Genomic DNA, 25,231 nt, shown 5'->3' on the forward strand with positions numbered 1-25,231 from the left:
TCACCGCTGAGTGGACACTTGCGCGTAGCTCGCACGGGGGACAAAGCGTGGTGCCGGTCGCAGCGAGCATGGCCAGTTGATGTGGGTCGAGCGGAGCGTCGTCAGCGCGCCAAACCGATCGACTGGCCTACCCACAGCGCGACCATCGCGGACCCACCGGAGGCCGCAGGGCCGGCCGGCGAGATATCGGAGATGCGCCCGCGGAAGGCGCGGGCCTCATCTCGGGCACTTTTACCTCTGAAGACCCGGATTCGGCCACAGATGCTCACCTCCGTGGCCGACGAGGAACGACAGCACATGCGCTTCGCATTGGTCGGACGCGGAAGCGGTCACATTCCGGAAACCGCCCTACCTGCGAATTCAGCGACGCCTTCGGACGAGCACTCGCCTCGGGTTCCGAGTTCTACTATGACGTGAACCGGCACGGGATCAGTGAAGAACAATGGGCATTGTGACCGACCGCTTGGTCGGCCAGGGGCGTTGCCGTGGAACGGATAGCTTCACCTACGGCCCGAGGCCGACGTTCGAGTCGTCGACGAAACCGCAGCTCAAACCCCGTTCCACATTATCCGACACCGGCGTCGTAATGAGTGGTCGGCTCCGAATACGCCGCGGCGATTCTGGACAGTTTGTTGACAGATTCCGAAGTCTTGCCTGCGACCGGCAGGTGGCCGCTAGGCTCCCGTGCTGCTGATTCGGCCACAGGCGAGGGAGCGTTGGCGATTCACCTGCCCAAACTCACGGCAAGCTCGGTTGGGGCAACGTCCTCTCGACCACGACGCGGCGCCGTCATCTGCACTGTTGTTTTCTGGTCGGTGTTCGGCCAATATCCCTTCGCCATGGCCCAGGAGGTCGAGGCGAACCCGCCCTGGCCGGCCCACTGCCCACTACGGCTCGGCTTGCTGATCGATCAGTCGAGCTCCATGCAACCCCGGTTCGGCCAGGTTCGCGAAGCGGCGAGCAACGTCGTCGACGCGCTGCGCGACAAGCGCTCCGAGGTCTCGATCATCGGCTTCGGCACCGATGCCCAGGTGATCAGGTCCGGCGTCGACGTCTCCGACGACGATTCCCGTCACCAGCTGAAAGACCAGATCGAGGACCTTTCGGTCCGCGACGGGAGCAACGACGGCGCGACGAACTGGGAAGCCGCGCTGCTCGCCGCGAAAGGGCTTGGCCTCGATGTCGCCGTGCTCGTCACCGACGGGCTCCCGAACGCCTACGGCAACCCGGTCCAGCAAGGCGACCAGGCGGTCTCGGCCGCCATAGCCGCGGCCGACCAGCTGAAAACCGGCCACACCCGGGTAGCCGGTGTCGGCATCGACCTGGACCAGGACGGCGCGCGGAACCTCGCGGGCGTGACCGGGCCGAACGCCGGCCAGGACTACTTCGTCACCGATACCACCGGGTTGCTGCGGCAGCTCTACGGGATCGTGGCGAGCTCGTGCGGTGTGGTCATCGGCGCCCTGCCCCAACCGGAACCACCGGTTTTCCCCTGGACCGAGGTGCTCCTCGGCCTCCTCGGCGCGCTCCTGGTTCTCGCCGCCGTCGCGTACGGACTTCACCGAAGACGTGGCGGCACGAGAACCAGACCCGTGCCGACCGGTACGAGCGGCGGCGTCACCAACCACGGCCGCATCGACCACTCGGACCTCGCTGAACGGGTGCGCGGCATCCGGCCCGACGACCAGAACACCAGACTCCCGAAGGATCAACCATGACCCGCCCCGTGCTCGGCATCGACCTCGGCACCACCTACTCCTGCGTCGCGCACCTCGACGAGAACGGGCGGGCCACCGTGCTGCCCAACCAGGAGAGCGAGCTGACCACACCGTCCGTCGTGTTCTTCGAGGAGACGGGCAGCGTCACCGTCGGCAAGTTCGCGAAGAACGAGCTGAAGAACCAGCCGGATCGCGTGGTCGACCTCATCAAGCGGCACATGGGCGAGGAGGGCTACACCCGCGAGGTCGACGGCGAGGAACGCTACCCGCAGGCGATCTCGGCGATGATCCTCAAGCAGGTCGTCGAGGACGCGCTCAGCGTCCTCGGCGTCGAAGTGCCGGCCGAGGGTCCGCTCGCGGACGTCGTGATCACCGTGCCCGCCTACTTCGGCGCGGCTGAGCGCCAAGCGACGCGCGATGCCGGTGAGATGGCCCGCCTGAACGTCGTGAACATCATCAACGAACCGACCGCGGCCGCCATCGCCTACGGACTGGTCAATCCCGGTGAGGACCGCACAGTACTGGTGTACGACCTGGGCGGCGGCACGTTCGACGTCACCATCATCAACGTCTCGCAGAACGAGATCCGCGTGGTCGCGACGGGCGGCGACCACAAGCTCGGCGGCGCGGACTGGGACGAGCGCCTCACGGAACTGATCAGCGAGAAGTTCCAGGAGCAGCACCCGGACGCCGACCCGAGGGCCGACCTCGACGCCGCGGGCGCCGTCGAGCTGCTCGCCGAGGAAGCCAAGAAGGCTCTCTCCCGCCGCGACACGTTCAGCAGCACGATCGTCGCGCACGGCGAGCGCGCCAAGATCGAAATCTCCCGCAAGGAGCTCGAAGAGTCCACCGCGGACCTGCTCGGCAGGACGCTCGACTTCACCCGCGACGTACTGGGGCACGCCCGGGACAAGGGCGTGAGCCGGATCCACGAGCTGCTGCTCGTCGGCGGCATGTCACACTCCCCCGCGGTCAAGCAGCGGCTCGCCGAGAGCTTCCCCGACCTGCCGGCACCGCAGCTGGCCGACCCGGACCAGATCGTCGCCAAGGGCGCTGCCCTGTTCGCCGCGAACAGCGTGGCCGAGGCGGACGGCTCGTCGTCCTCGTTCGGCAGCCTGCCGGGGAGCAAGCCCATCCCCAAGATCGTCGACGTCACGTCCAAGGGCTACGGGATCGCCATCGTCCGCGACCCCCGCAAGCAGGACGGCGAACGGATCGTCTCGTGGCTGATCAAGCCGAACGACGAGATTCCCGCATCGCCGCGGGGCACCTTCCGCACCGTCTCCGACGGCCAGGAAACGGTGGAGATCGTGGTCTACGAGTCGAAGACCGACATGCTGAGCGTGGAACTGCCGGACAACCTCGAACTCGTGCAGGGTGACCTGGTGGGGCTGCCGCCGAACCAACCGGCCGGGCAGCCGCTCACGGTCTCCTTCACCCTCCAGGCGGACGGGATCCTGCGGGTGTCCGCGGTCGCGAGCAACGGCAAGGAGCTTCGGCTCGAGGCCAAGATCAGCGGCCTGGTGCCGGAGGAGGTGAAGCGGGCGCCGCTTCCCGCTCTCCAACGGTGAGCGGGTGGCAGTTCGACAGCAGCCGGTTCGTCGACGAAGTGCTCAAGCCCGTGCAGAACGGCTGGCGGCCTGACGAGGACCTGTTCCGCGTGTACCTGTTGCCGCCGGACGTCACCGACGCCGCCGTGGTGCGCGCGGCGCTCGCCGGGGTCAAAGGGCAGCTGGGCAACCGGCAGTACGGCGGCTTCAAACGGGCGTGCACCCAGCTGAAGGCGCTGCACGAGTCTGCGACGACGACGCTCACGGAACCGGCGAAGCTGGCAGCGCACCGGGCCGAGGTGTCCGCACGGACGCGCAAGCTGGGCGCGAGCCTGCGGCAACGTCTGCACGGTGCGCCCGGCCTGCCCGAACAGCGCGTCGAGTCGCTCGTCCGGGAGTCGGCCGGCGCGCTGACGCGGACCTCGGTGCTGGCGGCACTCGCCGAGATCGGTGCGCGGCAGCTCGAACCAGTCGCGCTGCCGCCCACCCCCGAGCCGCGCCAGTGGCCCGAAACCCTCCACCTGCTCGTCCAGCTCGACCACGTCTCGCTGTGGGACTACCTGGCCGGCACGCTCAGCGGTACGCGGACGACCAAGGAGGACCTCGAAAAGCGGCGGAGTGCGCTGCGGGTGTCCCGGGATGCCGCGAGCGCCGCCGAACAGACCCTGGTGAAACGGATCCAGCAGTGGCTCGACAACGACGAGCTGATCGCCGTGCTGCGCCACGAAGTGCTGTCCGGTCTCGCGGCACAGGTCCCCTACGGCTACTCGGAGGTCGCCGCGGCGACCGGGGCGGTCGCGGACCGGCTGGCCGCGGTGCGGTTGCCGGCGGACCAGGATTCGACCGCGTACGCCGCGTGGTGCCGTTTCACGAGCACGGCGAGCACCGAACCGGCCTGGCACGACGACTACCGCGCCGCGGTCCGCGACCTGCGGCTGCGGCACGCGCTCGCCGTGCTGGACGGCCAGCCCGGGCTGCCGGACGACTGGCGGGAACGCCGCGTGGGCCTCGCCGCCCAGCTGGCCGGGCTCGACGCCGAAATCGCGCGGTGCGAAGAGCTCGAACGCCACGACGTCGAGGCGGCCGTGGCCGGCTACCACCGCATCCGTGAACAGCTCTCCGACCACGACGTCGACGTCGCGATCGAGCGGTGCGCACCGGCGGCGCCCCCGTCGGCCACCGCGGTCGTCCGCGACGGCAGGGTCGTCGTGACGTGGCGGCCGAGCGACGCGCGCGCCGGCCGCATCGGTTACCGCGTCACCCGGGGCAGCACGGTCATCTGCGACGAGACGCGCGACCTCGAGGTCGTCGACGACGACCCGCCGGGCGGTACGCCCTTGCGCTACGAAGTCCGCACGACCCGCGACGGCACACCGTCGACAGGACAGGCACGCACGGCGGCGGTGACGGTGCTGCGCGACGTGCTCGACCTGGTGCTGCGCGGCGAACCCGACCGGATCACCGGCCGCTGGCGCCTCCCCGCCGGTGCCGTCGGAGCTGCGGTGCGGCGTGACGGCAGCGTGGTGCGCGACGTGCGGTCTTCCACGTTCGCGGACGCCGCGGTACGCGCCGGACGCGCCTACGACTACGTGGTGAAGGCGACCTACCGGCTGGCGGACGGCACGATCGTCGAGAGCGAAGGCGTGCACGCTTCCGCTCGATGCCAGGAGATCCCGGACGCCGTCACCGACCTGGCCGCCGAAGCGGACGGTGACGAGCTGGTCGTGCGCTGGACGACGCCGGCTCTGGGCGACGTCGAAATCCTCGAGCTGGGCCGGAACGTGAGCCCACCGGCGCAGGAGGTCGTGCCGGTGTCGAAGGCGCGCGCCTACGGCGTGCCGGTACGCGGCGCGTCCGGCACCGGGCGGGACTGGCTCCGGGCCGAGTTCGACGCGTCGGCCCGGCGCCGGAAGTTGGTGCCGGTGACCGTGCTGGGCGACCTCGCCGCGATCGGAACCTCGTGCGTGGTGGACGTCCGGCACGGCACCGTCCGGTCGATGCGAGCCACCCGATTCGGTCCGACCGTCCGCCTGACGTGGGAGTGGCCCGCCGGAGCGACCTCGGCGCGGGTGGTGTGGCGCACCGGCAAGAAGCCCACCGGCCCGACCGATCCCGACGCAGCCAAGCTCGATGTGACCCGGGTGACCTACGACAGCCGAGGGGTCTCGATCACCGCGCCGGCCGGGGACCACTGGTTCGGTGTGTGCACTTCGCTGGTGGACGGCGAGGCACGCAGCTTCGGACCGCTCGTCTTCGAACAAGCGTCAACGCCCGTGTCGATCCGCTACTCGATCGAGCGGGTGTGGTCGTTCCGGCGAACGCGCCGAATCCTCGTCGTGGACGGCGAACCGGGCACGGCGGTGCCGCCGATCGTCGTGGTCGCGAAGCAGGGGCTCCGCCCGCGCGAGGCGGGCGACGGTCTTGAGCTGCTGGCAACCGAAGCCGGCGTGGCCCCGGTGCGCGTCGAGTTCACGGTGCCACCGGACCTGCGACGACCCGTGCACCTGCGCGCGTTCTCCCGCGACGGAAGCGTGCAGCTGGTGGCCGCCAGTCCCGGCCGGCTCGTCCTGACCTGACAACTCCTTCGCGTGCTGGGAACCGGTGTGACAAAGACGAAGTGCCCGTACTGCTGGACGAGCTTCCGGCGCAACGAACTGCACATGCGATGTGGGGAGCAGTGCGACCACAAGGGGGAGACGTTCGGGGAACGTCAGCTCAAGAAAGGCCACTGTCCACACGGGAAGCTCCCGCAGAGCCGGCGCGTCTGCCCGAGCTGTGGACGGGAGCTGCTGCGCGAGTACCTCGACGGGGGCGGCCGCAACATCGCGGTGATCGGCTCGTCCGACTCCGGCAAGAGCACGTGGGTCGGCGTGCTGATCCACGAGTTCCAGCGCGGGCTGGTGAACGAGCGGTTCACCGGGATGTCGCTCGACCTGCTCGGCGAGGAGTCCCGGGTCCGCTACCAGCGCGACTTCGACAAGCCGCTCTTCGAGGAGCACCGTCCGCTCCGGCAGACCGCGTCGGCCCGGATCGCCAGTCCGGAACCGTTGATGTTCAGCCTCCGCTTCCGGCGCGAAGGGCTGCTCGGGTCGACCCGGATCGCGCCGGTGGTCACGGTGTTCTACGACACCGCGGGTGAGGACGTCGCCCGCGCCACGGCGATGGACCAGCTGATCAGCTACCTCGACGCCGCCGAGGGGATCATCCTGCTGCTCGATCCCGTGCAGATGCCCAAAGTCCGCGACCTGGTCGGCGCGAACGGCGCGAAGACCGGCTACACGGATCAGTTGCACGTGCTGAACCGGCTTGGCGAGCTGCTCCGGGAACGCAGCGCCGGCTCGGTCACCCGGCGCCTGCGCACGCCGCTGGCCGTCGCGCTCACCAAGCTGGACCTGCTGCCGGCCTCCCTGGCTCCCGAGTCGCCGCTGCGGCAGCCCTCCCGGCACGTCGGCAGCTACGACGAGGCGGACGGGCTCGACGTGCACGAAGAGGTCAGGGCGTGGCTCGACGAGTGGTACGACCCGGCCTTCGACCGCAGTGTGGCCAACACGTTCGAGACCTACCAGTACTTCGGGCTCTCCGCGCTGGGATCGCCACCGCTCGACGGCAACCACCTGGCGCCGGAAGGCGTGCACCCGTACCGCCTCGAAGATCCCATGTTGTGGCTCCTCGCGCGGTTCGGTGCGATCAGGACGACGAAAGGCAAGCGATGAGCATGCACCAGCTCCACTACACGTCGTGCGAGAACGGGCTCGAAGGTATCCAGGGCTTCCAGATCAGCGCCCTGACCCCCGGCGCGCCCAAGCAGCTGGTGGACCTCGCGGTGCGGGCCAGCGCCTACGAAGTGGGGCCGCAGCTCGCCGGAGCCGACGAATCCGACCTCGGCGCCTTCCCCGTCGCCTTCGGGTACATCCGCACCGGCCGGTCCGCCGCACTGTTCCAGACCCGGTACACGGGCGCCGACTTCACCGGCCGGACCGGCAACTACTTCGCCCACGCGCTGCTGCTCGACGACGCCGGCCGGGAGCTCGGACGCGCGCTGCCGATCGACATGTGGCGCAGCTCGGTCTGGGTTCATTCACGACAGAACGGCACCGACCTCCCCGCGGTCGACGCACTCGCTCCCGGCGGCGAGACGAGTCCCGCCGAAGTTCGCCGGTTCCTGTCGGCACCGGCCAGGGCCGAGGGCCTGGCCCGGGTGATCAGCGTGGTGCAGCGAGTACTCGCCGACGGGCGGGGCCGGGTCGTGCTCGTCGTCCCGGACGACCGGACGGCCGCGCTGTGGCTGGCCGCGCTCTGCCGGTCCTTCCCCCGCGCGCTTGGGCTCACCATCTCGTTCGTGACCTACACGTCGCGGCCGGAGGACGCGGGCACGCTCGTCAGTTGCACCACCCCGGACGTACTGCTCCCGAACTACGGCGACTTCACCGTCGTGGACCTGACCCGGACCGGTGCGGCCGAGGAGCCCACGCGGTACGCGGCGATGATGGTGACGCTGTGGACCCGGGGTGACGTCCAGGCGGCGATGTTGCCCGCGGACCGGTTGGCGTCGCCGCTCTCCGCGGGTGACCTGGAAGCCTTCGCCGTGCTCATCGGGTGCGTCGCGGACCTGCCGGCCGGACCGGCCGTGCCGGAACACCTGCTGCTCGACGCCGTCGCGCTCGCGGTCGAACGGATGCCGGGAACCCTCTCCCCCGATGGCTGGCACCTGCTCGCCGAGCGGGTGCGGGCCGCGGGTGGCCCGGTCGATCTGCGCCGCTGGGCGGAGTGGCTCGACGCCGCGGACCGCCGTCGGGAACCGATCCCCGCCGACCTTCTCGGCACCTACTACCTCGCCGCGCTCACGACGCCGGAGCAGCTCTGGCTCCCCCGGCTCGCCCCGGCACAGCTCGACCAGGTCGCGGCCGAGGCCGTGCTCCCGGCGATGACCGCCCCGGACTCGGACGGCCTCCTCGATCGCTTGGCCGGGCACGGGGAGCTGCGCGCGGCGACGCTGCGCGTCCTCTCGGCGCGGCTCGCGGACCCCCAGCAGGTCATCCCGCTGTGCACCACGCTGACCACGCGGGCGGGGAAGGTCATCCGCAAGATGGGCGGCCGCGGCCGCGTCGCGCTCCTCGCGGACCTGGTCCTCGCCCGGGCCGGTCAGGAAGACAAGGTTTCGGTGCTGGACAAAGTACTGGACGACCACGAGCTCGCCTGGCGGCAGTTCGGCCCAGTGCTGTGGCCGGCCGGGTTGACGACCTCCGAGGCGGAACGCGCACTGAGGTCACTGCACGCCGAGACGCTGGCCGGCACCGGTCTGTTGAGCCGGATCGTGACCGACACACTGGACCGGGCGACCGGTGGTGAGCTGGAGCCGGAACACGCTCAGCTGGTCGGCTACCTGCTCGGCCCCGAACTGGTCGGATCGATCCGCACGGAAGACGCCGTCCTGCTCGAGGCGATCGAGTTGCTCGGCCATCTCCGGCAAGCCACCCCGAAGGGCGACGCCGGCTCCCGCGTGGACAAAGGCCTGCGACTGCTGCCTTCCCTGCCCCGAGCGCTCGCGGAGCGGTTGCTCGGTGCCCTGGCCGAGTACGTGCTGCGGGCCGACATGCGCACCCACCACGACCTGCTCGAAGCAGTACTGCGAGAGCCCAGCGCCCAGTTCCTGGCCACGTACGGCGAGAAGGCGCGCACGCGTCTGGCCAAGGCGGCCCCGAACTACGTCGCATCCGTGATCGTGGTGTGGTGGAACGTCTCCGACCAGCGGGTCCGCCGTCGGCTCGTCAACGAGACGCTGGTTTCCGCGATCGCCGGGCGCAAGCCGAAACACCTCGACAAGATCGGCGACCAGCTCAAGCCGGCCGCGGCGCGGTCGCGGCTCGACGGCGCCGCCCCCAAGGCGGGCTGGTCGAGGTGGTGGCGTGACTGGCGGTCGGCGCACGAGGAGAACCGGGGACTGCTGAGCCTGCTCGGCCTGCGGAGGCAGCGCTGATGGGCTACCTCGTCGGAATCGTGATCGGCGGGATCCTGCTGTGCAGCCTGATCCCCGTGCTGTTCACGGCCTTCTTCTATCTCGGTTCGCTGTTCTTGGTCGTGAGCGGGCTCGTCGCCTTCACCATCGGGCTCATCGAATTCGTCACGGCGGCGTTCGACGGCTTCACCCCGTACGGCCCGACGGCGCACCTGCGCGTCGATCCGGCATCGAGGAAGCCCGGTGCCGATCCCGCCTATCGCAGCTACTACGCCGGGCCGGTACTGCTCGACTACCGGAAAGTGCTCACCCAGGCGATCAGCCGGACTTGGGCGCGGGTCGTCGCCGACGATCCGAAGACGCGGCCGGATCCCCGGTTCTCCCGGTCGCTCGCGGGCAAGACGTGGGACCGGGCACGGGACTCCTCCCTGAACCACGCCGTGACGTACTCGTTCGCCGTGGCGGTCATCGCCGGGCTGGTGCTGGGTGCCACGGCCGCCGGTGCCTTCCTCGTCGTCGTGTCCGCGGTGTTCGCGGTCCTGCTGGCGCTCCTCGTGCTCGTGGCGATGGTGACCGCGGGGGTGTCGTGGGTGTTCGAGATCGGCGTGCTCTGGATGCGCGGCATCACGATCGAGTGCCCCACCTGCCACGAGCGGGCCACGCGCCCGATCTACCGCTGCCCGAACTGCCGAGCCGAGCACAAGAAGCTCCTGCCGGGCACGGCTGGAGTGCTGCACCGCACCTGCCGGTGCGAGAAGGTCCTGCCGACCCTGCTCGCGAACGGCAAGGCGGATCTCCCGGCACAGTGCGCCGGGTGCGCGTCTCAGCTGCCGATCGGCGGGCTGATCGCGCCGACCGTGCACATCCCCGTGATCGCCGGACCGACGGCAGGCAAGTCCGTCTACATGTTCTCGGCGGTCAGCCGGTTGCTGGTGCTGAACGACGGGTTCGAATTCGCCGACGAACGGGCGAAGCAGGACTTCGAGCGCAACCTGCAGCGAGGTGTCTACGACGACCCGAATCGCGCGCTCAAGACCGTGCTCACGCGGCCGAGGGCATACAACCTCTACGTCGGCGGGGGCCGGGCACGCCGCCTGCTGTACCTCTACGACCCGGCGGGCGAGATCCCGGAGAGTCCCGATCAGCTCGCCGAGGCGCAGTTCCTCAAGCACACCAAGGGTGTGGTCTTCGTCGTCGACCCGTTCTCGTTGCGCCAGGTGCGCTCCGAGGCGGACCGGTCGGTTCTCGGCCGGGTGCACGCGTCGAACACACCGCCGAAGACCTCGCTGGAGCGTTTCGTGGAAGCCCAGCGCGAGCACCTCGAGGTCAAAGCGGGTGGTCCCCTGAAGATGCCCGTCGCCGTCGTCCTGACCAAGGCCGACGCGCTGATGACCCGGTCGTCCGGCACGGACCACCCCTACGCCGGCATGACGACGACGAGCCGCGCCGAGCGGGACGCCGCGGTACGGGCGTGGCTGGACGCGGCGGGGCAGCGCGATCTGCTGGCCTCGATCGACAACCAGTTCGCGACGGTCGCCTACTTCGTGGTGAGCTACGAGGACGCCCGCGAGGTGACCTCGCACGATTCACCGGCCGGTGGCGTCCTCAACGACGACCCCGCGGCACCGGTGCTGTGGCTGATCAACAGGAAGGCGGTCTCATGAACGACGTGCCGAAAGCGGTGGTGAACGGCAGGCGGGTAGCCGTGGCGATACTCGTCATCGCCGTGACGTTGACCGCGCTCGGAGTGGTCGTGCTGATCGGCGTCCTGGCCAGCCGACCGGTCACCGTCTAGCGGCCGGCCGTCACCTTGTACACCACGACCTCGGCGAACCGCACGACGCGCTCGTCGTTGCGATACCCGGGCCTGCGCACCTCGGCGACCCGGCCGGCGAGGGCCTCGTCTTCGGTCGCCTGGGTGCCGACGGCGCGGTGCTCGTGCCGGTCGAACTCGGCGCCCGCGTCGGCCGAGAACGCCTCGATCCCCTGCCGTTCCAGAACCAGCGTCACGTCCTCGACGACGTCGGCACACAGCCGGCCCGGGTCGATGTCGTCGCGGATCGCGAGCGCTCTGCTCCGCCAGTCGTCGGCCAGCTTGATCAGTTCGCGCAGGGCAGGTTGCACGGTGGCCTTGGAACCGGCCCGCCGGAGCTGCTCGTTTTCGGTGTGCAGCCGGTCGACGACCTCGTTCAAGAATTTGCTCTGCGCGTGCAGACCCGCGAGCTCGTCCCGGATGGCTCTGAGCGTTTCTTCGAGACCGAGGGGCGCTTCCGTATTGTTTTCCACGCGTCGAAAATACCGACCGAAGACAGGGAACGCAAGCCGAGAGAACCATGTCCAGCATATTCGTGAGCTACCGCAAGAATCCACACGGGACGACCGTCGCCGCCATCACCGACGGTTTGCAGCACTATTTCGGAGCCGACGAGGTGTTCATCGACAACGGAATACCTTCCGGTGATCAATACCCGAATGCCCTGGAGTCGCAGTTGCAAGCCTGCTCCGTGCTCCTCGTGATGATCCATGAAGGGTGGGAAGACACTTTCACCGAGTCCCGACACAAGGACTGGGTGCTCCACGAGGTCAAGACCGCACTGGACCGGGGAATCCACGTGATCCCCGTACCGATCGGGAACGCCGCGATGCCGGCGTGGGAGGAGCTGCCGGCCGAGATCGGCGAGCTCGCCAATCGCCAAGTGGCACACATCCGGTCCGCCACTTATGCCGCCGACCTCGACAGGTTGATCCGTCAGCTCGAGAACCACGTCGCACCCGCCGCCGCTCCTGTCGAAAGTTCCGCACCGCGCAGGAAGCGGCTCTGGTTGCGACTGCTGGTCAGCACGATCTCGTTGTTCGCACTGACACCGGTTCTCTTCCACTCAGGTGGAACCGCATGGGAATTCTTCGCACGTCCCGCCGCCATCTCGACCGCACTACTGGCCCTGGTTTCGACGGTCGCGACCACTCTCGTTTTCGCCTTGCAACCATTGACCAACCGGTGGGAGAAGGGCGCGGGAGCGAACGGCATACAGAGGATGTTCAGACGCTACTGGATCGTACCCTTTCTCATCATCCTGTCGAGCGTCTTCACGAGCATTCATGCGATCACCGAAGATCAGCACCTCAGGCTGGAGAAGATCTTCTCCTACGTCGCGTTCTTCTCGCTCGCGATCTGGGTTCTGTGGCTCTGGTACCTGCGCATGGCGGAGCGAGAGGAAGCGTGGCCGCCGCCCGTGACGACCGAGCCCGTCGTCTTCCGCCGGGCCGCCCACCGGCTGGAACAACGGCTGATCGCCGACGGGAAGTCGCGGAAGCCGTTCACGAAGGCCGATCGGCGGGACGCGGAATCGATCCTCTCGGGGCTCGACGGTGCCCGTGAGGAACTGGACCGCCGAGCCGGAGCATCGATCCCGGTGTGGCTCAAGGGCGGCCACCGGAGCGAGGCGGTCGCCTACCTCAGCTGGTTCGGCAGTGTCGTCGCGCTGGAGCTCACAGCGATCGGCATCAGTGTGTTCGGTGAACCCGCGCTCGGGCGGTCACTCCGCGCGGCGGGACTGACACTCGCGATCGCGATCGTGTTCACCGCGGCGGCGCTCTACGCGAACCGCCGGCTCGACAGGCGGGACTCGCGACGGTGGAGCTCGGAAATCGCGGCGTGGCAACAGAAGCTCACTCTCATGATTCCCGCCCACGGTGCGCCGGCGGAGCGAGGTCACGGGTGAACGGGAAGGTCTTCGTCAACTACCGGCAGCGGAACGCGGCGGACGAGCTGCTGCCCCACGCTCTGCTGGTCGAGGCGCTCGCCGACCAGCTGGCCGTCTACTTCGGACGCGAGGCGGTGTACTTCGACACGACGCTGCGCGTCGGTGAGCCCTACCCCGCGGCGCTCCGCGCCCGCCTGGCGGAGACGGGTGTGCTGGTGGTGGTCATCCACCCGACCTGGCTCTTGGACCTGGCCGACCGGTCGGGCCGGCACCGGGACTGGGTGCACGACGAGATCGCCACCGCGCTGGGGAACGGCATCCGGCTGGTGCCGGTGGTGCTGGCCGGCGCCACGATGCCGAAGCGTCACGAGCTTCCGGCGACGATCAGCGAGCTGGCGCACGCGCAAGGCGTGGAACTGCGGTTCGGTTCACTCGCGGCCGGAGTCCAGGCCGTCGTCGCCGAGATCGAGCTCGTCGTGTCGCCGCGATCACCGGAACCGGTCGTGCGGGCCGAACCCCTGCCCGACCGGTCCAGGGTCGGCGCCGCGGCGGGTGTGTTCCTGCTGTCCGTGCTGCTGGGCGGCGCGAACACCGCGGTGGGATTCGTGCCGTTCCCCCGGATCTCCGCGGTGTGGAACGCGGCTCTGTTCGCCGGCGTGCCGACGTTCTACTTGCTGATCGGCCTGTTCGTCAGTGGCTGCAAGTTCGCACTCCGCCGCCCGATGGACTGGCTGGACGAGCGGCTCGCACGGACGCCGAACCGCGCGTTCGTCGTGTTCGGCGTGGGCGTCTTCTTCTTGGGCTTGGTCATGGTGGCACTGATGCTCGTCTCCGCGTCCGGGCTCGACGTCGGCACGCTGACGCTCGCGTTGACCATCGCTCTCGGCGCGGTGCTGGTCATGGCCGTCGCCTGGCTGCGCAACCAGGCGCGAACGCCGGACTGGCCTGAGGGGCCCGCCGTGGCCACGCCGTTCTGGGTCCGGCGTGCGTGCGTAGAGCTGGAGACGAGGCTCCGGTCGTGGACCGCGCCGCTGCCGCTGGCCCGGCAGCGGGACGCTCAGGTGGCGCTCGCCGGCATCCGCGGTGCGGTCGCCGCGCTCAGAGCACCCGAAACGGCCCGGTTGGTCGAGTGGTGGCGCAAGCGGAGCCCCTGGGTCACCCTGCCCCACATCGGGCTGGCGGCGTCGGCGGCCGTTCTGGCCACGCTCGCACTGGTGCTCGACTGGGTCGCGGACGGCCCGGACGTCGTCAGTGCCGCGTTGTGGCTCGGCGCGGCCATCGTGATAGCAGGCTGCTACCTCGGCGCGATCGCGTTCGAGTACGGGTGCGACCGCTCCCAGATCAAGGCCATCGACGCGAGCATCGACGAACGGCTGGCATCCCTGGAGGATCAGCTCGCGGTGCTCAGCAGACCGGGACTCATCGCCCCGCACCGCCTCCGCCCGAACGAGCGGTCCTGAAGCCCGTTGCCGCGAACCCGGCCAGGCCGAAGCCGTCCGCCGTCAGCTCGGGTGACTCACCAGTCGCGCAGCAGTCCTTCGAAAGCGCGGTCGACGGCCGGGGCCAACGCCTCGGGGTCGTCGCCCGCGATGGCGCGGCCCGCCCGGAAGCACGCCAGCCCCACGTGCGCCGCCAACGACGCTTCCGCCGGTGGCATTCCCTGTCCCCGCAAGCGATCCGCCATCGCTTCGGTCAGGTTCAGCAGCTTCCGCTCGCCGCGGTCGTGCAGCTCTTCGTTCTCCGCCACCAGCTTTTCGTGCAGCCGGTAGCGTTCCCGGTCCGCCGTCACCGCCGCACACATCGCGCCGACCGCCAGCCGGCCCAGTTCCAGCGCCTCGCGGACCGTCGGTGCTTTCGCGGCCGGCGTCGTGTCGGCGCGCAGGGCGTCCAAAAAGCTCTGTTCCTCGACGAACAGCACTTCGCGCTTGTCGCCGAAGTAGCGGAAGAACGTCGTGCGGCCCACCTCCGCGCGCTCGGCGATCTCCGTCACCGTCACGTCCGCGAAGCCGCGCTCGGCGAACAGCGCGTACGCCGCGTCGACGATCGCCTCCTGGGCACGGCGCCTCTTGCGCTCGCGCAACGGCAGCGGGTCGGTCATCGGCGCATCCTAGCGGCGCTGGACCAGATCCCGTACGGTACTGAGTACCAATTGGGATCGAGTTCGGGGAGACGTCGTGAAGACCGTGCTGATGACCGGGGCGAGCCGCGGGCTGGGCCGCTTCGCCGCCGAGAAGATCCTTCGCGAGCAGCCGGACGTCCACCTCGTGGTGACCGCGCGCGGCGGCGACCTCGCCGACGACCTGGCCCGCAGCACCGGCAACCCGAACGTGACGGCCCTGACCTGCGATCTCACGTCGAGCGCGGCCATCCGGGCGGCCGCCGGAGAGCTGGCCGACCGGCCGTTGCACGGCTTCATCGGCAACGCCGGCCTGCAGCTGACCAGCCGCGCCCACGTGACCGAAGACGGCCTCGAGCCGACCTTCGCGGTGAACGTCCTGGCCAACCACCTCTTCATCCGCCTGCTCTGGGACCGGTTCACCGCGCCCGCCCGGATCGTGCTCGTCGGCAGCGACACCCACTTCGGCGACTTCCGGCACAACCTGGGCATGGTGCCCGCCCCGCGCTGGGAACCCGTCGCCGAGCTCGCCCGCCCGCGACCGGACCGCCGGACCGTCACCGACGGCCGGCGGGCCTACTCGACCAGCAAGCTCGCCGTCGTCTACCTCGTGCACGCCCTCGCCCGGCGGCTGCCCGGCGGCGTCGACGTCTACACCTTCAACCCCGGCTTCGTCCCCGGGACCAAGCTCGTCCGCGAAGCGAGCCCGGCGGTCCGGTTCCTCTCGCGCACGCTGCTGCGCGCGCTCGCCGCGACGCCGCTCGCCATGACCGCCGCCACGGCGGGCGGGTTGCTGGCCGACGCCGCTTTCGGGCCGAGGCCCGGCGAATCCGGCGCGTACATCGACCGGCGCGTGGTCACGCCGTCGGCGCCGGAGTCCTACGACGTCGGCCGCGAGGAAGAGCTCTGGGCCGCGCTCGATCCTGTTGAAACGCTGTGAATCGGACAGAACTGGCACTCCCCGCCCCGCCGGCGCGTTCTCAGGGGGACGGAGGAGGAACCATGGGTGCACTCGGGACGCTGCTCGGCTTCGCGCTGACCGTCTACATGCTCGTGCTGATCGCGCGGATGGTGCTCGACTGGGTCGGGATGGTCGCCGACAGCCCGCCGTGGGCACGGCGCGCGCGGAGTCTCGCCTACTCGGCCACCGAGCCGGTCATCGGGCCCGTCCGGCGGGTCGTGCGGCCGGTCCGGATCGGCGGGATTTCCCTCGATCTCGCCTTCACGCTCGTCTTCATCGGCGTCGTCGTGCTGCGGGGGATCGTCTTCGCGCTTTAAAGACTGCCGCGGAAGCCCGCCGAAAGGCGGTCGATGCCGCGCTCCAGCTCGGTGCGGACACCGCGCAGGTCGACGCCATCCGGGTCGATCAGCGCCTGCATCGAGATCCCGCGCAGCTGGGCCAGCAGGGCGGAGGCGTACGCGTCGGCGTCGCGGACGCCGGTGATCGAACCGTCCGCGACGCCGCTGGCCAGCGTCTGGGCGATGGCGAACCGGAACCGGCGGTCGGCCTCGGTCAGCGCGCCGCGCAGCGCCGAGTACTCCGCCGCCGCGTCGCCCCAGAGCACCAGGAAGGCCTGGTTGAGCGTCGGCATCGTGCGGATCAGCTCGAAGATGATGTCCAGCAGCGCGCGCAGCATGTCCATCGGCGTCGCGGTGGCGGAGCCGGTCCGCGCCGCGACGGCCTCGCTGTAGGCGTTGGTGAACTCCTCGACGGCGTACTCGACCAGCCGCCGCCCGAGCCCGTCCTTGTCGCCGAAGTGCTGGAAGATGACGGACCGCGCGTAGCCGGACCGGGCGCAGACGGCTCCGAGCTTCAGCCTGCCGAACCCCTCGTCGGCGATGAGGTGCGCGGCGGCGTTCAGGATGCGCGTCTCGACGGCGGCGTCTTCACCGTCCTGCGGGATCCGGTCTTCGGCGGAGCGGTCCACGCGCGTCATGCTAGCCACTCGAACCGGACACCACCGGCCGAACGGTCAGCGGATCGTGCGCGGACCGTCAGCGCGCCCGCGCAGTCTCGGGTCACCACGACCGAGAGGAAACCCGATGAAGAACGTGCTCGTGTCCGGGGCCAGCATCGCCGGCCCGTCCGCGGCCTACTGGCTGCACCGGTACGGCTACCGCGTGACCGTTGTCGAGACCGCGCCCGCGCTGCGGCCCGGCGGCCAGGCCGTGGACTTCCGCGGTGAGCAGGTGAAGCTGCTGCGGGCCATGGGCGTCCTCGACGACGTCCGGCGGTTCGAGACCGCGATGGGCGACCAGACGCTGCTCGGCCTCGACGCCCGTCCCCTGTTCACCGTGCCCGGCGCCGCGTGGAGCGGCGAGGTCGAGATCCTGCGCGGCGACCTCGCGCGCGTCCTCTACGAACACACGAAGGGATACACCGAATACGTCTTCGGCGACCGCGTCACGAGCCTCACCGAGACCGCCGGCGGCGTCGACGTCACCTTCCGCCGGGGCGCGCCGCGCCGGTTCGACCTCGTCGTCGGCGCCGACGGCGTGCATTCCGGCGTGCGGGCCGCCGCGTTCGGGCCCGAAGCGGACTTCCGGCGCGACCTCGGGTTCGGCATCGCCGGGTTCACCGCGCCCAACCACCTCGGCCTCGACCACACCAGCGTGATGTACAACGAACCCGGCCGCGGCCTGACGGTGGGCAGCCACCGGCTGCCGGACAAGCTGCACGTCGGCCTGGTCTTCGCCGCCGACGGTGTCGAGTTCCGCCGCCGCACCCCCGATGAGCAGCGTGCGCTCGTCTCGCAGCTCTTCGCGGACACGGGCTGGGAGACGCCGAAGCTGCTCCAAGCCCTGCCCGCAGCGGACGACCTGTACGTCGACTCGATCAGCCAGATCCACCTCGACCGCTGGTCGAAGGGCCGGGTCGTGCTGCTCGGCGACGCCGCTTGGTGCGCCGGCCCCGGCGGGTCCGGCACCGGGCTCGCGATGATGGGCGCGCAGGTGCTGGCCGGCGAGCTCGCGGCGGCCGGCGGCGATCACCTCACGGCGTTCGCGAAGTACGAGGAGCGCCTGCGCAAGCCGGCGACGGTCGGGCAGAAGAACGGCAAGGGCTCCGGCAACTTCCTCGCGCCGCGCACCGCCGCGAAGATCCGGAGCCGCAACCGCGCCTACCGGATGCTGAGCACGCGGTTGTTCGGCAGGGTGTTCACCTGGATGACCGATCGCGCGGCCAACGCGCTGGAATATCGTGAGTACCCCGCGCTGACGTCCGCGTGAGCCGGCGATCTTCGTCTCATCGGGGGACTCCGCTGGCGGCCCGGCGTGGCGTGCGTCACTCTTTACGCCATGTCAATACGCCGGGCCGCCGACGTCCCGGTCAGGACGGCGCTCGCCGGCTTGACCGTGCTGGCCCTGGGCGTACTGACCGCGCTCAACGCGCGTTCCCTGCCGGTGATCGGGGACGGCACGACCTACTCCGCCGAGTTCAGCGAAGCGGCCGGGCTGTTCCAGGGCAACGACGTCCGCATCGCCGGCGTCGAGGTCGGCCGCGTCTCCGACGTCAAGCTGCGCGGCGACCGCGTGCTGATCTCGTTCCGGGTCAAGGGCGCGTGGCTCGGCGACGCGACGGGCGCGGCGATCCGGCTGAAGACCGTCCTCGGCCAGAAATACCTCGCGCTGGACCCGCAGGGCGAGGGAACCCTCGATCCCGGCCGGCCCATCCCGCGCTCGCGCACGACCGTGCCCTACGACATCCTCGCGGCGTTCGGCGAGCTCTCGTCCACTGTGGACCACATCGACACCACCCAGCTGGCGAAGAGCTTCGACACGCTCTCGACGACATTGGCGGACACGCCGCAGAGTGTCCGCGCCGCGCTCACCGGGCTGTCCCGGTTGTCGGACACGCTCGCCACGCGCGACTCCCAGCTCGCCAACCTGCTGGGCAACACGCGGGTTGTCTCGCAAACGCTCGTTGACCGCGACGCCGCCGTGCAACGGCTCTTGAACGACGGCAACCAGCTGCTCTCCGAGGTGAGCGACCGTGAACAGGCGATCAGCTCCCTGCTCGACGGCTCGCGGCGGCTCGCCACCGAGCTGTCCGGGCTGATCGAGGACAACGACACCCGGCTGGACCCGCTGCTCACCCAGCTCGACCAGCTGACGTCGATGCTGCAGCGCAACCAGGACGCGCTCGCCGCCGGCATCCGCGGGTTCGCGCCGCTGGTCCGGCTCGGCACCAACATCTCCGGCAGCGGCCGGTTCATCGACGGCTACCTGTGCGGGCTGATCCTGCCGTCGATCGGGCCGCTCAACGAGGAGGGCTGCCACGGCTGAGCCCGCGTGGCATGCTGGCGCCGTGCGATACCTGCTCCTGCTGTGCGGCGACGAGTCCGCGGCCGCGGCCGCCGGTCCGGAGATGGCGCGGCGCTGCCACGCGTGGGCCGCCGAGGCCGAACGCCGGGGTGTCCGGCAGGCCGGCACCGGACTGCGCCCGCCCGCCGAAGCGAAGACGATCCGCGTGCGCGACGGCGAGGTGCTGCTGACCGACGGCCCGTTCGCCGAGACGAAGGAGCAGGTCGGCGGCTACAACATCCTCGAGTGCGCGGACCGGTCGACGGCCGTCGAAGTGGCGTCACGGCACCCGTGGGCCGAGGTCGGGACGCTGGAGCTGCGCGAAATCCTCGACGGGCCGCCTACGGCTTCGTGATCTTCACCGTCACCTGGTTGTCGCTGTAGGTGTAGGCGACGTACTCGAACTCGACGCCGGTGCGTTCGACGTACTCCGCCCAGGCGCGGTACTCGTGCCGCTTCCAGCCGGGGAAGTTGAAGAACTCGTCGAAGTGCACGATGCTGCCGGCGCGCAGCCGCGGCCCGCAGAGGTCGAGCACGGTCTTGGCGGAGCTGTAGAGGTCGCCGTCGACGTGCAGGAAGTCGACGTGACCTCGGTGGCTTTCGAGGAAACCGGGGAGGCTGTCGGCGAACAGGCCGACGACGAGCTCGGCGCCGGGGACGTCCGGCAGGTCGTCGCGGGCGAAGGCGCCGGCGGGCATGCCGTTGAGCCACGCTTCGGGCAGCCCGTCGAAGGAGTCGAAGCCGTAGACCTCCCGGCCACCGCGCGCGCCGGCGATCGTCCGCAGCGTGTTGCCGGACGCGACGCCGAACTCCAGCGCCATTCCGCCTTGTGGCGCCAGGGAAAGCGCGTACTCGAGCGTCTCCTTGGGCCTGCCGAAGTGGCGGGCGCCGACGAGGTTCTCGCGGGCGAAGACGTTGCTCTCGAGAGCGGCGTCCTGGTCGCCGGCGTAGACTATGTCCCGGCGGCTGCGGATCTCGAACTCCACCACCCGATCGAGGACTCGGTCACCCTGGCGGATGATCTCCTCGCGGAGCTCGGCGGCCATCCGGTTCAACTGATCGGTGTACGGGTCGTGCACTTTCGCGGCAGCCTGGTTCAGCAGCCTACCCAGCGTGCGCCTCACGATTTTCGTTACGGGGGAACGGTTTTTCGTTTGGTTCATCTCGGGACGGTACCTCAGCTCAGCGGACGATCAGCCGGAACCCCGCATCCCACTCGGTCAGGTCCAGCAAGTCCGCGTGTTCGTCGTGCCAGCGCCCGGACGCCAGATCCGTTCGCAGCCGGGCAATCCCCCGCTCGACGGCCTCCGGTGAGGTTTGGGCGAGCGCCGAACACGCGCGCCGCACCGCCGGGTCGAGGTACGCCTCCGGCCGCCGCCAGTGCGCCGGGAACACGCCGTCGGTGAAGTCCCACGGCACCGGCAGCTCGCGCACCGACGACGCGCCGAGGTACTCCGCGATCTCCGGCGCCGACGGACGCGAAAGCTCCAGCGCGGCGACCTCCGGCACGTACTCCCGCACGAGCCAGAAGTCGTTGTGCAGCGCGGTGTCGTAGGCCAGGACGACCTGACGGCGTGAGACGCGGCGCAGCTCGTCGAGACCACGGCGCCAGTCACCCCAGTGGTGCACGGTCAGCACCGCCAGCCCGGCCTCGAACACCGACGAGGGGAACGGCAGCGCCTCCGCGAGCGCGCGCACGACCGGCGCGGCGCCGGGCGGCCGCTGCCGGATCATCTCCGCCGACGGCTCGACCGCGACGACCCGCCGGCCGGGCGGTTCGTACGATCCCGTCCCGGACCCGACGTCGAGCACCGAAGCCGCGTCGCCCAGGGCGTCGAGCACCGGCGCGAGCCAGCGCGGGTCGGTCCGCCGCCCCACCGCGTAGCCGACGCCGATCTCGTCGTAGCGCATCAGCGCTCCGGGCCGTCGCCGCCGTTCTGCTCGGCGAGGAACCGCTCGAACTGCGACCCCAGCTCCTCCGCGGTCGGCATGTGCTCGACCGACTCCGCCAGCAGCGATCCGCGCTCCGAAGCCTCGATGAACGTGTCGTACTGCCGCTCCAGCGCGCGGACGACGTCGGCGATCTCGTCGGACTCCGCGACCTGGCGGTTGATCTCGGCGTCGGCGAGCTCGGCCGCCGCGCGCAGCTCGCCCTCGGCCAGGCTCAGCCCGGTCGAGCGGCTCAGCGCGTCGAGCACGATCAGCGACGCGGACGGGTACGTCGACTGCGCGAGGTAGTGCGGCACGTGCGCGGCGAACCCGATGGCGTCGTGGCCCCACTCGCCGAGCCGGAACTCCAGCAGCGCGGCCAGGCTGCCCGGCACCTGCAGGCGGTTCGGCAGCGGCTGGTGGTCACCGACCAGGTCCTTGCGGGTGGCGTGCGCGGTGACGCCGAGCGGGCGGGTGTGCGGCGCGCCCATCGGGATGCCGTGGAACCCCGCGGTGAGCCGGACGCCCCAGCGTTCGACCAGGTTGCGCACCGCGAGGCAGAACCGCTCCCAGTCGTGGTCGGGCTCCGGGCCCGACAGCATCAGGAAGGGCGTCCCGTCCGCGTCGTGCAGCAGGTGGACGACCAGTTCCGGCGCGTCGTAGTCCTCCCAGTGGTCCACGGCGTAGGTCATCGTCGGCCGGCGGGAGCGGTAGTCGATGAGCCGGTCGACGTCGAAGCGCGCGACCACCCGGTGCTCACCGCCGAGCAGGTGCTCGGCCAGGAGACGGCCCGCCGAGCCGGCGTCCATGAACCCTTCGAAGTGGTGCAGCAGCACCGCACCGGTCAGATCGGGGACGTCCGAGTCCACCTCGTACAGGTCGTCGGGATCGAGTCCCACCGGAGCCTCCTGCTCGCCTACACATCAATCCTTCAAGCACAACACACCCCGACGGCGTTTCCATTCCTCCGACGGTGTTGCCGATCGTAACGGGACGCGATCGAACCCGGACCGGATCGGCATCATGACAAGTGTCGTGGGCGCGCAAGTCGCCGATCGGGCACGCTTGAGGGCGTGAGCGAACACACCACGAACACAGCGGCGGTGCGGCTGCGGCCGCCGGCGCACCGGGTCAGCCGCCGGGCCATCGGCTACTGGACGGCGATGGCGTCGATCTCCTGGATCGTCGTCATCGGGATCCTGGCCGCCATCGTGGTGACCAGCGACGATCCGCCGGCGTTCCTCACGGTGGCGCTCGTGGCCGCCTGCGTGGTGGGTCCGCTGCACCTGATCGTGATGCCGCAGTGGCGGTACCGCGTGCACCGCTGGGAGGTGACCGGCGAGGCCGTCTACACGCAGTCCGGCTGGCTGAAGCAGGAGTGGCGGATCGCGCCGATCTCCCGGATCCAGACCGTCGACATCGAGCGCGACCCCGGCGAGCAGCTCTTCCGGCTGGCGAAGATCACCGTGACGACGGCGTCCGCGGCGGGCCCGCTGCGCATCTCGGGCCTGGCGCACGACCGTGCGCTCGAGCTGGCCGACGAGCTGACCAAGACGACCCAGGCCGTCCGGGGGGACGCGACGTGAGCAGCAGCACCGAAGCCGTCGTCATGCCACCCGCCGAGGGGACGCCGGAAGCACCGTGGCACCGCCTCGACCGGCGCATGCTGCTCATCCGGCCGGTGCTGGACCTGGTGCGGTCGCTGCCGGTGCTGCTGGGCGCGCTGCTGTTCGGCCACGGCGAACCGTGGCAGTGGATCGGCCTCGTCTTCACCGTGATCGCCGTGTGCACCGGCGTCTCGCACGTGCTGACCTCGCGCTACCGGATCACCGAGTCGCAGGTCGAATGGCACACCGGGCTGCTGCTGCGCAAGCAGCGCGCCATCCCGCGCGACCGGATCCGCACGGTCGACGTCACGTCCGAGCCGAAGCACCGGCTGTTCTCGCTGGCCGCCGCGCGGATCGGCACCGGGCGCCACTCTCACGGCAAGGGGCCGGGCAAGGACGAGCTCGTCCTCGACGCCGTCACGATCGCCGAAGCGCAGCGCCTGCGGACCCTGCTCTTACACCGTAAGGCCGTGGCCGCCGCCACCGAGGAAGCCCCCGCGCCGCCGGAGCAGCTGGTGGCGGCCGTCGACAAGAAGTGGCTGCGGTACGCGCCGTTCACGCTGTCCGGGCTGGCGGTGGTCGGCGCCGCCGTCGGCACCGTCTACCACTTCGCGCACGAGCTGCACTTCGACCCGATCCAGTTCTCGCTGGTCCAGACGGTCGTCGGGCACTTCGCCGACACTCCGACGTGGGTGAGCCTGGTGCTCGCCGCGGCCGGGTTGCTGGTGCTCGTCTCGCTGCTGTCGATCGGCGGGTACATCCTCTCGTTCTGGAACTTCCGGCTCACCCGCGAGCCCGCCGGCACGCTGCACATCCGGCGCGGGCTGATCACGACGCGCTCGGTGTCGATCGAGGAGGACCGCCTGCGCGGCGCGGAGATCCGCGAGCCGCTGCCGCTGCGGCTGGCCGGCGGCGCGCGCTGCGTCGCCATCGCCGGCGGCCTGCGCGAGGGCAAGGGCGCGGACAAGAGCGGCGGCCTGCTGCTCCCGCCCGCGCCGCTCGCGAAAGCGCACGAAGTCGTCGCGGAAGTGCTCGGCGAAGACCCCGCCGCGACGCCGCTGGTGCGCCACCCGCGCCGGGCGCTGTACCGGCGGCTCTCCCGGGCCGTCGTCGGCGTGCTGCTGCTCGCGGCGGTGCTCTACGGCCTGGCATGGCTCGGTGCCCTGCCGGACTGGCCGTGGCAGGCGGCGCTGGTGCTGCTGCCGTTCGCCGCGCTCGTCGGCTGGGACCGCTACCGCGGGCTCGGGCACGCGTTCACCGGCCGCTACCTCGTGACGCGCTCGGGGTCGCTGGACCGCGGCACCGCGGCGGTCCGCTGCGACGGGATGACCGGCGTCGTCGTCGAACGCTCGTACTTCCAGCGCCGCGCCGGGCTGGTCACGATCATCGCGCCGGTCGCCGCCGGCAAGGGCCACTACCGCGTGCTCGACGTCGGCGAATCCGACGGGCTCGCGCTCGCCGACCGGGCCGTTCCGGGCTTGCTGACGCCGTTCCTGACCGATCAGCGGGACCGCGGTTGACGCTCCACCCGCGCGGCTCCTAACGTGAAATCCGCCGTCCGAACCCGCTATCAGCGCTCGAGAGGACGGCAGGAATGTTCCGGAAGCTCCTTGGTGTGGTGGCCGCGGGGATCGTCGCGGCTTCGGTCCCGGTGCCGGCCGCGGCGGCCGACAACCCCTACGGCGATCCGAACCTCGTTCCGATGTTCGACGGCACCGGCCTGAGCGCTTGGACGTCGTCGAAAACCGGCCTTTGGTCGGCGAAGAACGGCGTCATCCACGGCAATGGCACGGCCCGCGGCTGGTTGTACTACAACAAACAGCAGGTCGGCACGTTTCGGTGGATATTCAATGTCCGTCAGGTCAAGGGGAACCACAAACCGACCGTGCTGATCTGGGGCACCACCGACCCGATCCGCGACGCGCTGAGCGCCATCCAGTTCCAGCCGCCGAACGGCGGGCACTGGGACTACCGGCCGGGCCACAACGACGGCGGCGGCAAACTGTTCCAGCAGCTGCCCCACACCACGATCGACATCAAGAAGTGGGCGCAGTGCGAGCTGATCGGGGACCAGGCCACCGGGGTGGCCCGGATGGCGTGCTGCCCGCTCACCGGAACGGCCGCGACCTGCAAGGGCGTCGAGGTCCTGCGGTTCACCGACAAGACCGCGGGGCGCATCGGTCCGCTGGCGCTGCAGGTGCACAACTCCGGGATCCAGGACGAGTACCGCGGGCTCTACGTCGAGTCACCGGTGGTGACGAAACCGGGCGAGTTCCTCACGCTCTGACCGGCGGCTTTTCCGAATGGCGCAGTGGCCGGCGGAATGCTGGCCTTCGTTTAACACAACGT

Annotated in this window: 23 protein-coding genes; 17 read left to right on the top strand and 6 right to left on the bottom strand. The window is 70.3% G+C overall.

Features of this window, described 5'->3' with window-relative positions; translation table 11 throughout:
• Nucleotides 1-716: 716 nt before the first annotated feature.
• The 7 genes from ABFJ78_RS36140 to ABFJ78_RS36170 are packed head-to-tail and all read left to right on the top strand — an operon-like array spanning nt 717 to nt 11,019.
• Nucleotides 717-1,718 (top strand): vWA domain-containing protein, encoded by a 1,002-nt coding sequence (locus ABFJ78_RS36140; RefSeq protein ID WP_436391784.1) that lies wholly within the window; start codon nt 717-719, stop codon nt 1,716-1,718.
• Complete coding sequence (locus tag ABFJ78_RS36145) at nt 1,715-3,289, top strand: Hsp70 family protein (protein ID WP_436391786.1); 1,575 nt, start codon at nt 1,715-1,717, stop codon at nt 3,287-3,289. The genes ABFJ78_RS36140 and ABFJ78_RS36145 overlap by 4 nt, the downstream gene beginning before the upstream one ends.
• On the top strand, nt 3,286-5,844 hold the full coding sequence (locus tag ABFJ78_RS36150) for a hypothetical protein (RefSeq protein WP_436391788.1): 2,559 nt from the start codon (nt 3,286-3,288) through the stop codon (nt 5,842-5,844). The genes ABFJ78_RS36145 and ABFJ78_RS36150 overlap by 4 nt, the downstream gene beginning before the upstream one ends.
• A 27-nt stretch (nt 5,845-5,871) precedes the next feature.
• Nucleotides 5,872-6,981, top strand: coding sequence for a TRAFAC clade GTPase domain-containing protein (locus tag ABFJ78_RS36155; RefSeq protein ID WP_436391790.1), 1,110 nt, complete (start codon nt 5,872-5,874; stop codon nt 6,979-6,981).
• On the top strand, nt 6,978-9,245 hold the full coding sequence (locus tag ABFJ78_RS36160) for a hypothetical protein (protein ID WP_436391792.1): 2,268 nt from the start codon (nt 6,978-6,980) through the stop codon (nt 9,243-9,245). The genes ABFJ78_RS36155 and ABFJ78_RS36160 overlap by 4 nt, the downstream gene beginning before the upstream one ends.
• On the top strand, nt 9,245-10,888 hold the full coding sequence (locus tag ABFJ78_RS36165; protein WP_436391794.1) for a TRAFAC clade GTPase domain-containing protein: 1,644 nt from the start codon (nt 9,245-9,247) through the stop codon (nt 10,886-10,888). Before ABFJ78_RS36160 ends, ABFJ78_RS36165 begins: the two co-directional genes overlap by 1 nt.
• The gene (locus ABFJ78_RS36170; RefSeq protein ID WP_436391796.1) at nt 10,885-11,019 is read left to right on the top strand and encodes a hypothetical protein; all 135 of its coding nucleotides are present in this window, start codon (nt 10,885-10,887) and stop codon (nt 11,017-11,019) included. The genes ABFJ78_RS36165 and ABFJ78_RS36170 overlap by 4 nt, the downstream gene beginning before the upstream one ends.
• Here ABFJ78_RS36170 and ABFJ78_RS36175 read toward each other — a convergent pair.
• Nucleotides 11,016-11,510 carry a nucleotide exchange factor GrpE gene (locus ABFJ78_RS36175; RefSeq protein WP_436391798.1) on the bottom strand — a complete coding sequence of 165 codons (495 nt, stop codon included), beginning with the start codon at nt 11,508-11,510 and terminating at the stop codon, nt 11,016-11,018. The two genes, ABFJ78_RS36170 and ABFJ78_RS36175, sit on opposite strands and share 4 nt — an antisense overlap.
• Before the next feature lie 62 nt (nt 11,511-11,572).
• On the opposite strand from ABFJ78_RS36175, the gene ABFJ78_RS36180 reads away from it, so the two are divergent.
• A complete protein-coding gene (locus tag ABFJ78_RS36180) occupies nt 11,573-12,946 on the top strand; it encodes a hypothetical protein (protein WP_436391800.1) in 1,374 nt (457 codons plus the stop codon).
• Complete coding sequence (locus ABFJ78_RS36185) at nt 12,943-14,388, top strand: hypothetical protein (protein WP_436391802.1); 1,446 nt, start codon at nt 12,943-12,945, stop codon at nt 14,386-14,388. Before ABFJ78_RS36180 ends, ABFJ78_RS36185 begins: the two co-directional genes overlap by 4 nt.
• 56 nt (nt 14,389-14,444) lie before the next feature.
• Here the strand turns inward: ABFJ78_RS36185 and ABFJ78_RS36190 are convergent, their stop codons facing one another.
• Nucleotides 14,445-15,026 carry a TetR/AcrR family transcriptional regulator gene (locus ABFJ78_RS36190; protein ID WP_436391804.1) on the bottom strand — a complete coding sequence of 194 codons (582 nt, stop codon included), beginning with the start codon at nt 15,024-15,026 and terminating at the stop codon, nt 14,445-14,447.
• Nucleotides 15,027-15,102: 76 nt separating this feature from the next.
• Here ABFJ78_RS36190 and ABFJ78_RS36195 point away from each other — a divergent pair, with 76 nt between their 5' ends.
• Complete coding sequence (locus ABFJ78_RS36195; RefSeq protein WP_436391806.1) at nt 15,103-15,984, top strand: SDR family NAD(P)-dependent oxidoreductase; 882 nt, start codon at nt 15,103-15,105, stop codon at nt 15,982-15,984.
• 62 nt (nt 15,985-16,046) lie between these two features.
• Entirely contained in the window at nt 16,047-16,322 is a 276-nt protein-coding gene (locus ABFJ78_RS36200; RefSeq protein WP_364452886.1) for a YggT family protein, read from the top strand.
• Here ABFJ78_RS36200 and ABFJ78_RS36205 read toward each other — a convergent pair.
• Entirely contained in the window at nt 16,319-16,981 is a 663-nt protein-coding gene (locus ABFJ78_RS36205) for a TetR/AcrR family transcriptional regulator (RefSeq protein ID WP_436391808.1), read from the bottom strand. The genes ABFJ78_RS36200 and ABFJ78_RS36205 overlap by 4 nt on opposite strands.
• Nucleotides 16,982-17,087: 106 nt before the next feature.
• Between ABFJ78_RS36205 and ABFJ78_RS36210 the strand changes: the two genes are divergently transcribed.
• The 3 genes from ABFJ78_RS36210 (at nt 17,088) to ABFJ78_RS36220 (ending at nt 19,701) form a co-directional block, all read left to right on the top strand.
• The gene (locus ABFJ78_RS36210; protein WP_436391810.1) at nt 17,088-18,272 is read left to right on the top strand and encodes an FAD-dependent monooxygenase; all 1,185 of its coding nucleotides are present in this window, start codon (nt 17,088-17,090) and stop codon (nt 18,270-18,272) included.
• Between the two features lie 69 nt (nt 18,273-18,341).
• Nucleotides 18,342-19,328, top strand: a complete 987-nt coding sequence (locus ABFJ78_RS36215; RefSeq protein ID WP_436391812.1) for an MCE family protein — start codon at nt 18,342-18,344, stop codon at nt 19,326-19,328.
• A 22-nt stretch (nt 19,329-19,350) separates the two neighbouring features.
• Nucleotides 19,351-19,701 (top strand): YciI family protein, encoded by a 351-nt coding sequence (locus ABFJ78_RS36220; RefSeq protein WP_436391814.1) that lies wholly within the window; start codon nt 19,351-19,353, stop codon nt 19,699-19,701.
• On the opposite strand, the gene ABFJ78_RS36225 is transcribed toward ABFJ78_RS36220, so the two are convergent.
• The 3 genes from ABFJ78_RS36225 to ABFJ78_RS36235 are packed head-to-tail and all read right to left on the bottom strand — an operon-like array spanning nt 19,688 to nt 22,174.
• Nucleotides 19,688-20,509 carry a class I SAM-dependent methyltransferase gene (locus ABFJ78_RS36225; protein ID WP_436391816.1) on the bottom strand — a complete coding sequence of 274 codons (822 nt, stop codon included), beginning with the start codon at nt 20,507-20,509 and terminating at the stop codon, nt 19,688-19,690. The genes ABFJ78_RS36220 and ABFJ78_RS36225 overlap by 14 nt on opposite strands.
• A 19-nt stretch (nt 20,510-20,528) precedes the next feature.
• Entirely contained in the window at nt 20,529-21,260 is a 732-nt protein-coding gene (locus tag ABFJ78_RS36230; protein WP_436392018.1) for a class I SAM-dependent methyltransferase, read from the bottom strand.
• Nucleotides 21,257-22,174, bottom strand: coding sequence for a proteasome assembly chaperone family protein (locus ABFJ78_RS36235; protein WP_436391818.1), 918 nt, complete (start codon nt 22,172-22,174; stop codon nt 21,257-21,259). Before ABFJ78_RS36235 ends, ABFJ78_RS36230 begins: the two co-directional genes overlap by 4 nt.
• Nucleotides 22,175-22,348: 174 nt before the next feature.
• Here ABFJ78_RS36235 and ABFJ78_RS36240 point away from each other — a divergent pair, with 174 nt between their 5' ends.
• From ABFJ78_RS36240 to ABFJ78_RS36250, 3 genes are all read left to right on the top strand, one after another.
• Nucleotides 22,349-22,861 carry a PH domain-containing protein gene (locus ABFJ78_RS36240; protein ID WP_436391820.1) on the top strand — a complete coding sequence of 171 codons (513 nt, stop codon included), beginning with the start codon at nt 22,349-22,351 and terminating at the stop codon, nt 22,859-22,861.
• 23 nt (nt 22,862-22,884) lie between these two features.
• Nucleotides 22,885-24,402, top strand: a complete 1,518-nt coding sequence (locus ABFJ78_RS36245; RefSeq protein WP_436392020.1) for a PH domain-containing protein — start codon at nt 22,885-22,887, stop codon at nt 24,400-24,402.
• 74 nt (nt 24,403-24,476) lie between these two features.
• Nucleotides 24,477-25,169 carry a family 16 glycoside hydrolase gene (locus ABFJ78_RS36250; RefSeq protein ID WP_436391822.1) on the top strand — a complete coding sequence of 231 codons (693 nt, stop codon included), beginning with the start codon at nt 24,477-24,479 and terminating at the stop codon, nt 25,167-25,169.
• Nucleotides 25,170-25,231: the final 62 nt, after the last annotated feature.

Source organism: Amycolatopsis sp. MEPSY49, from assembly GCF_051337345.1.
Taxonomy (GTDB): Bacteria; Actinomycetota; Actinomycetes; order Mycobacteriales; family Pseudonocardiaceae; genus Amycolatopsis.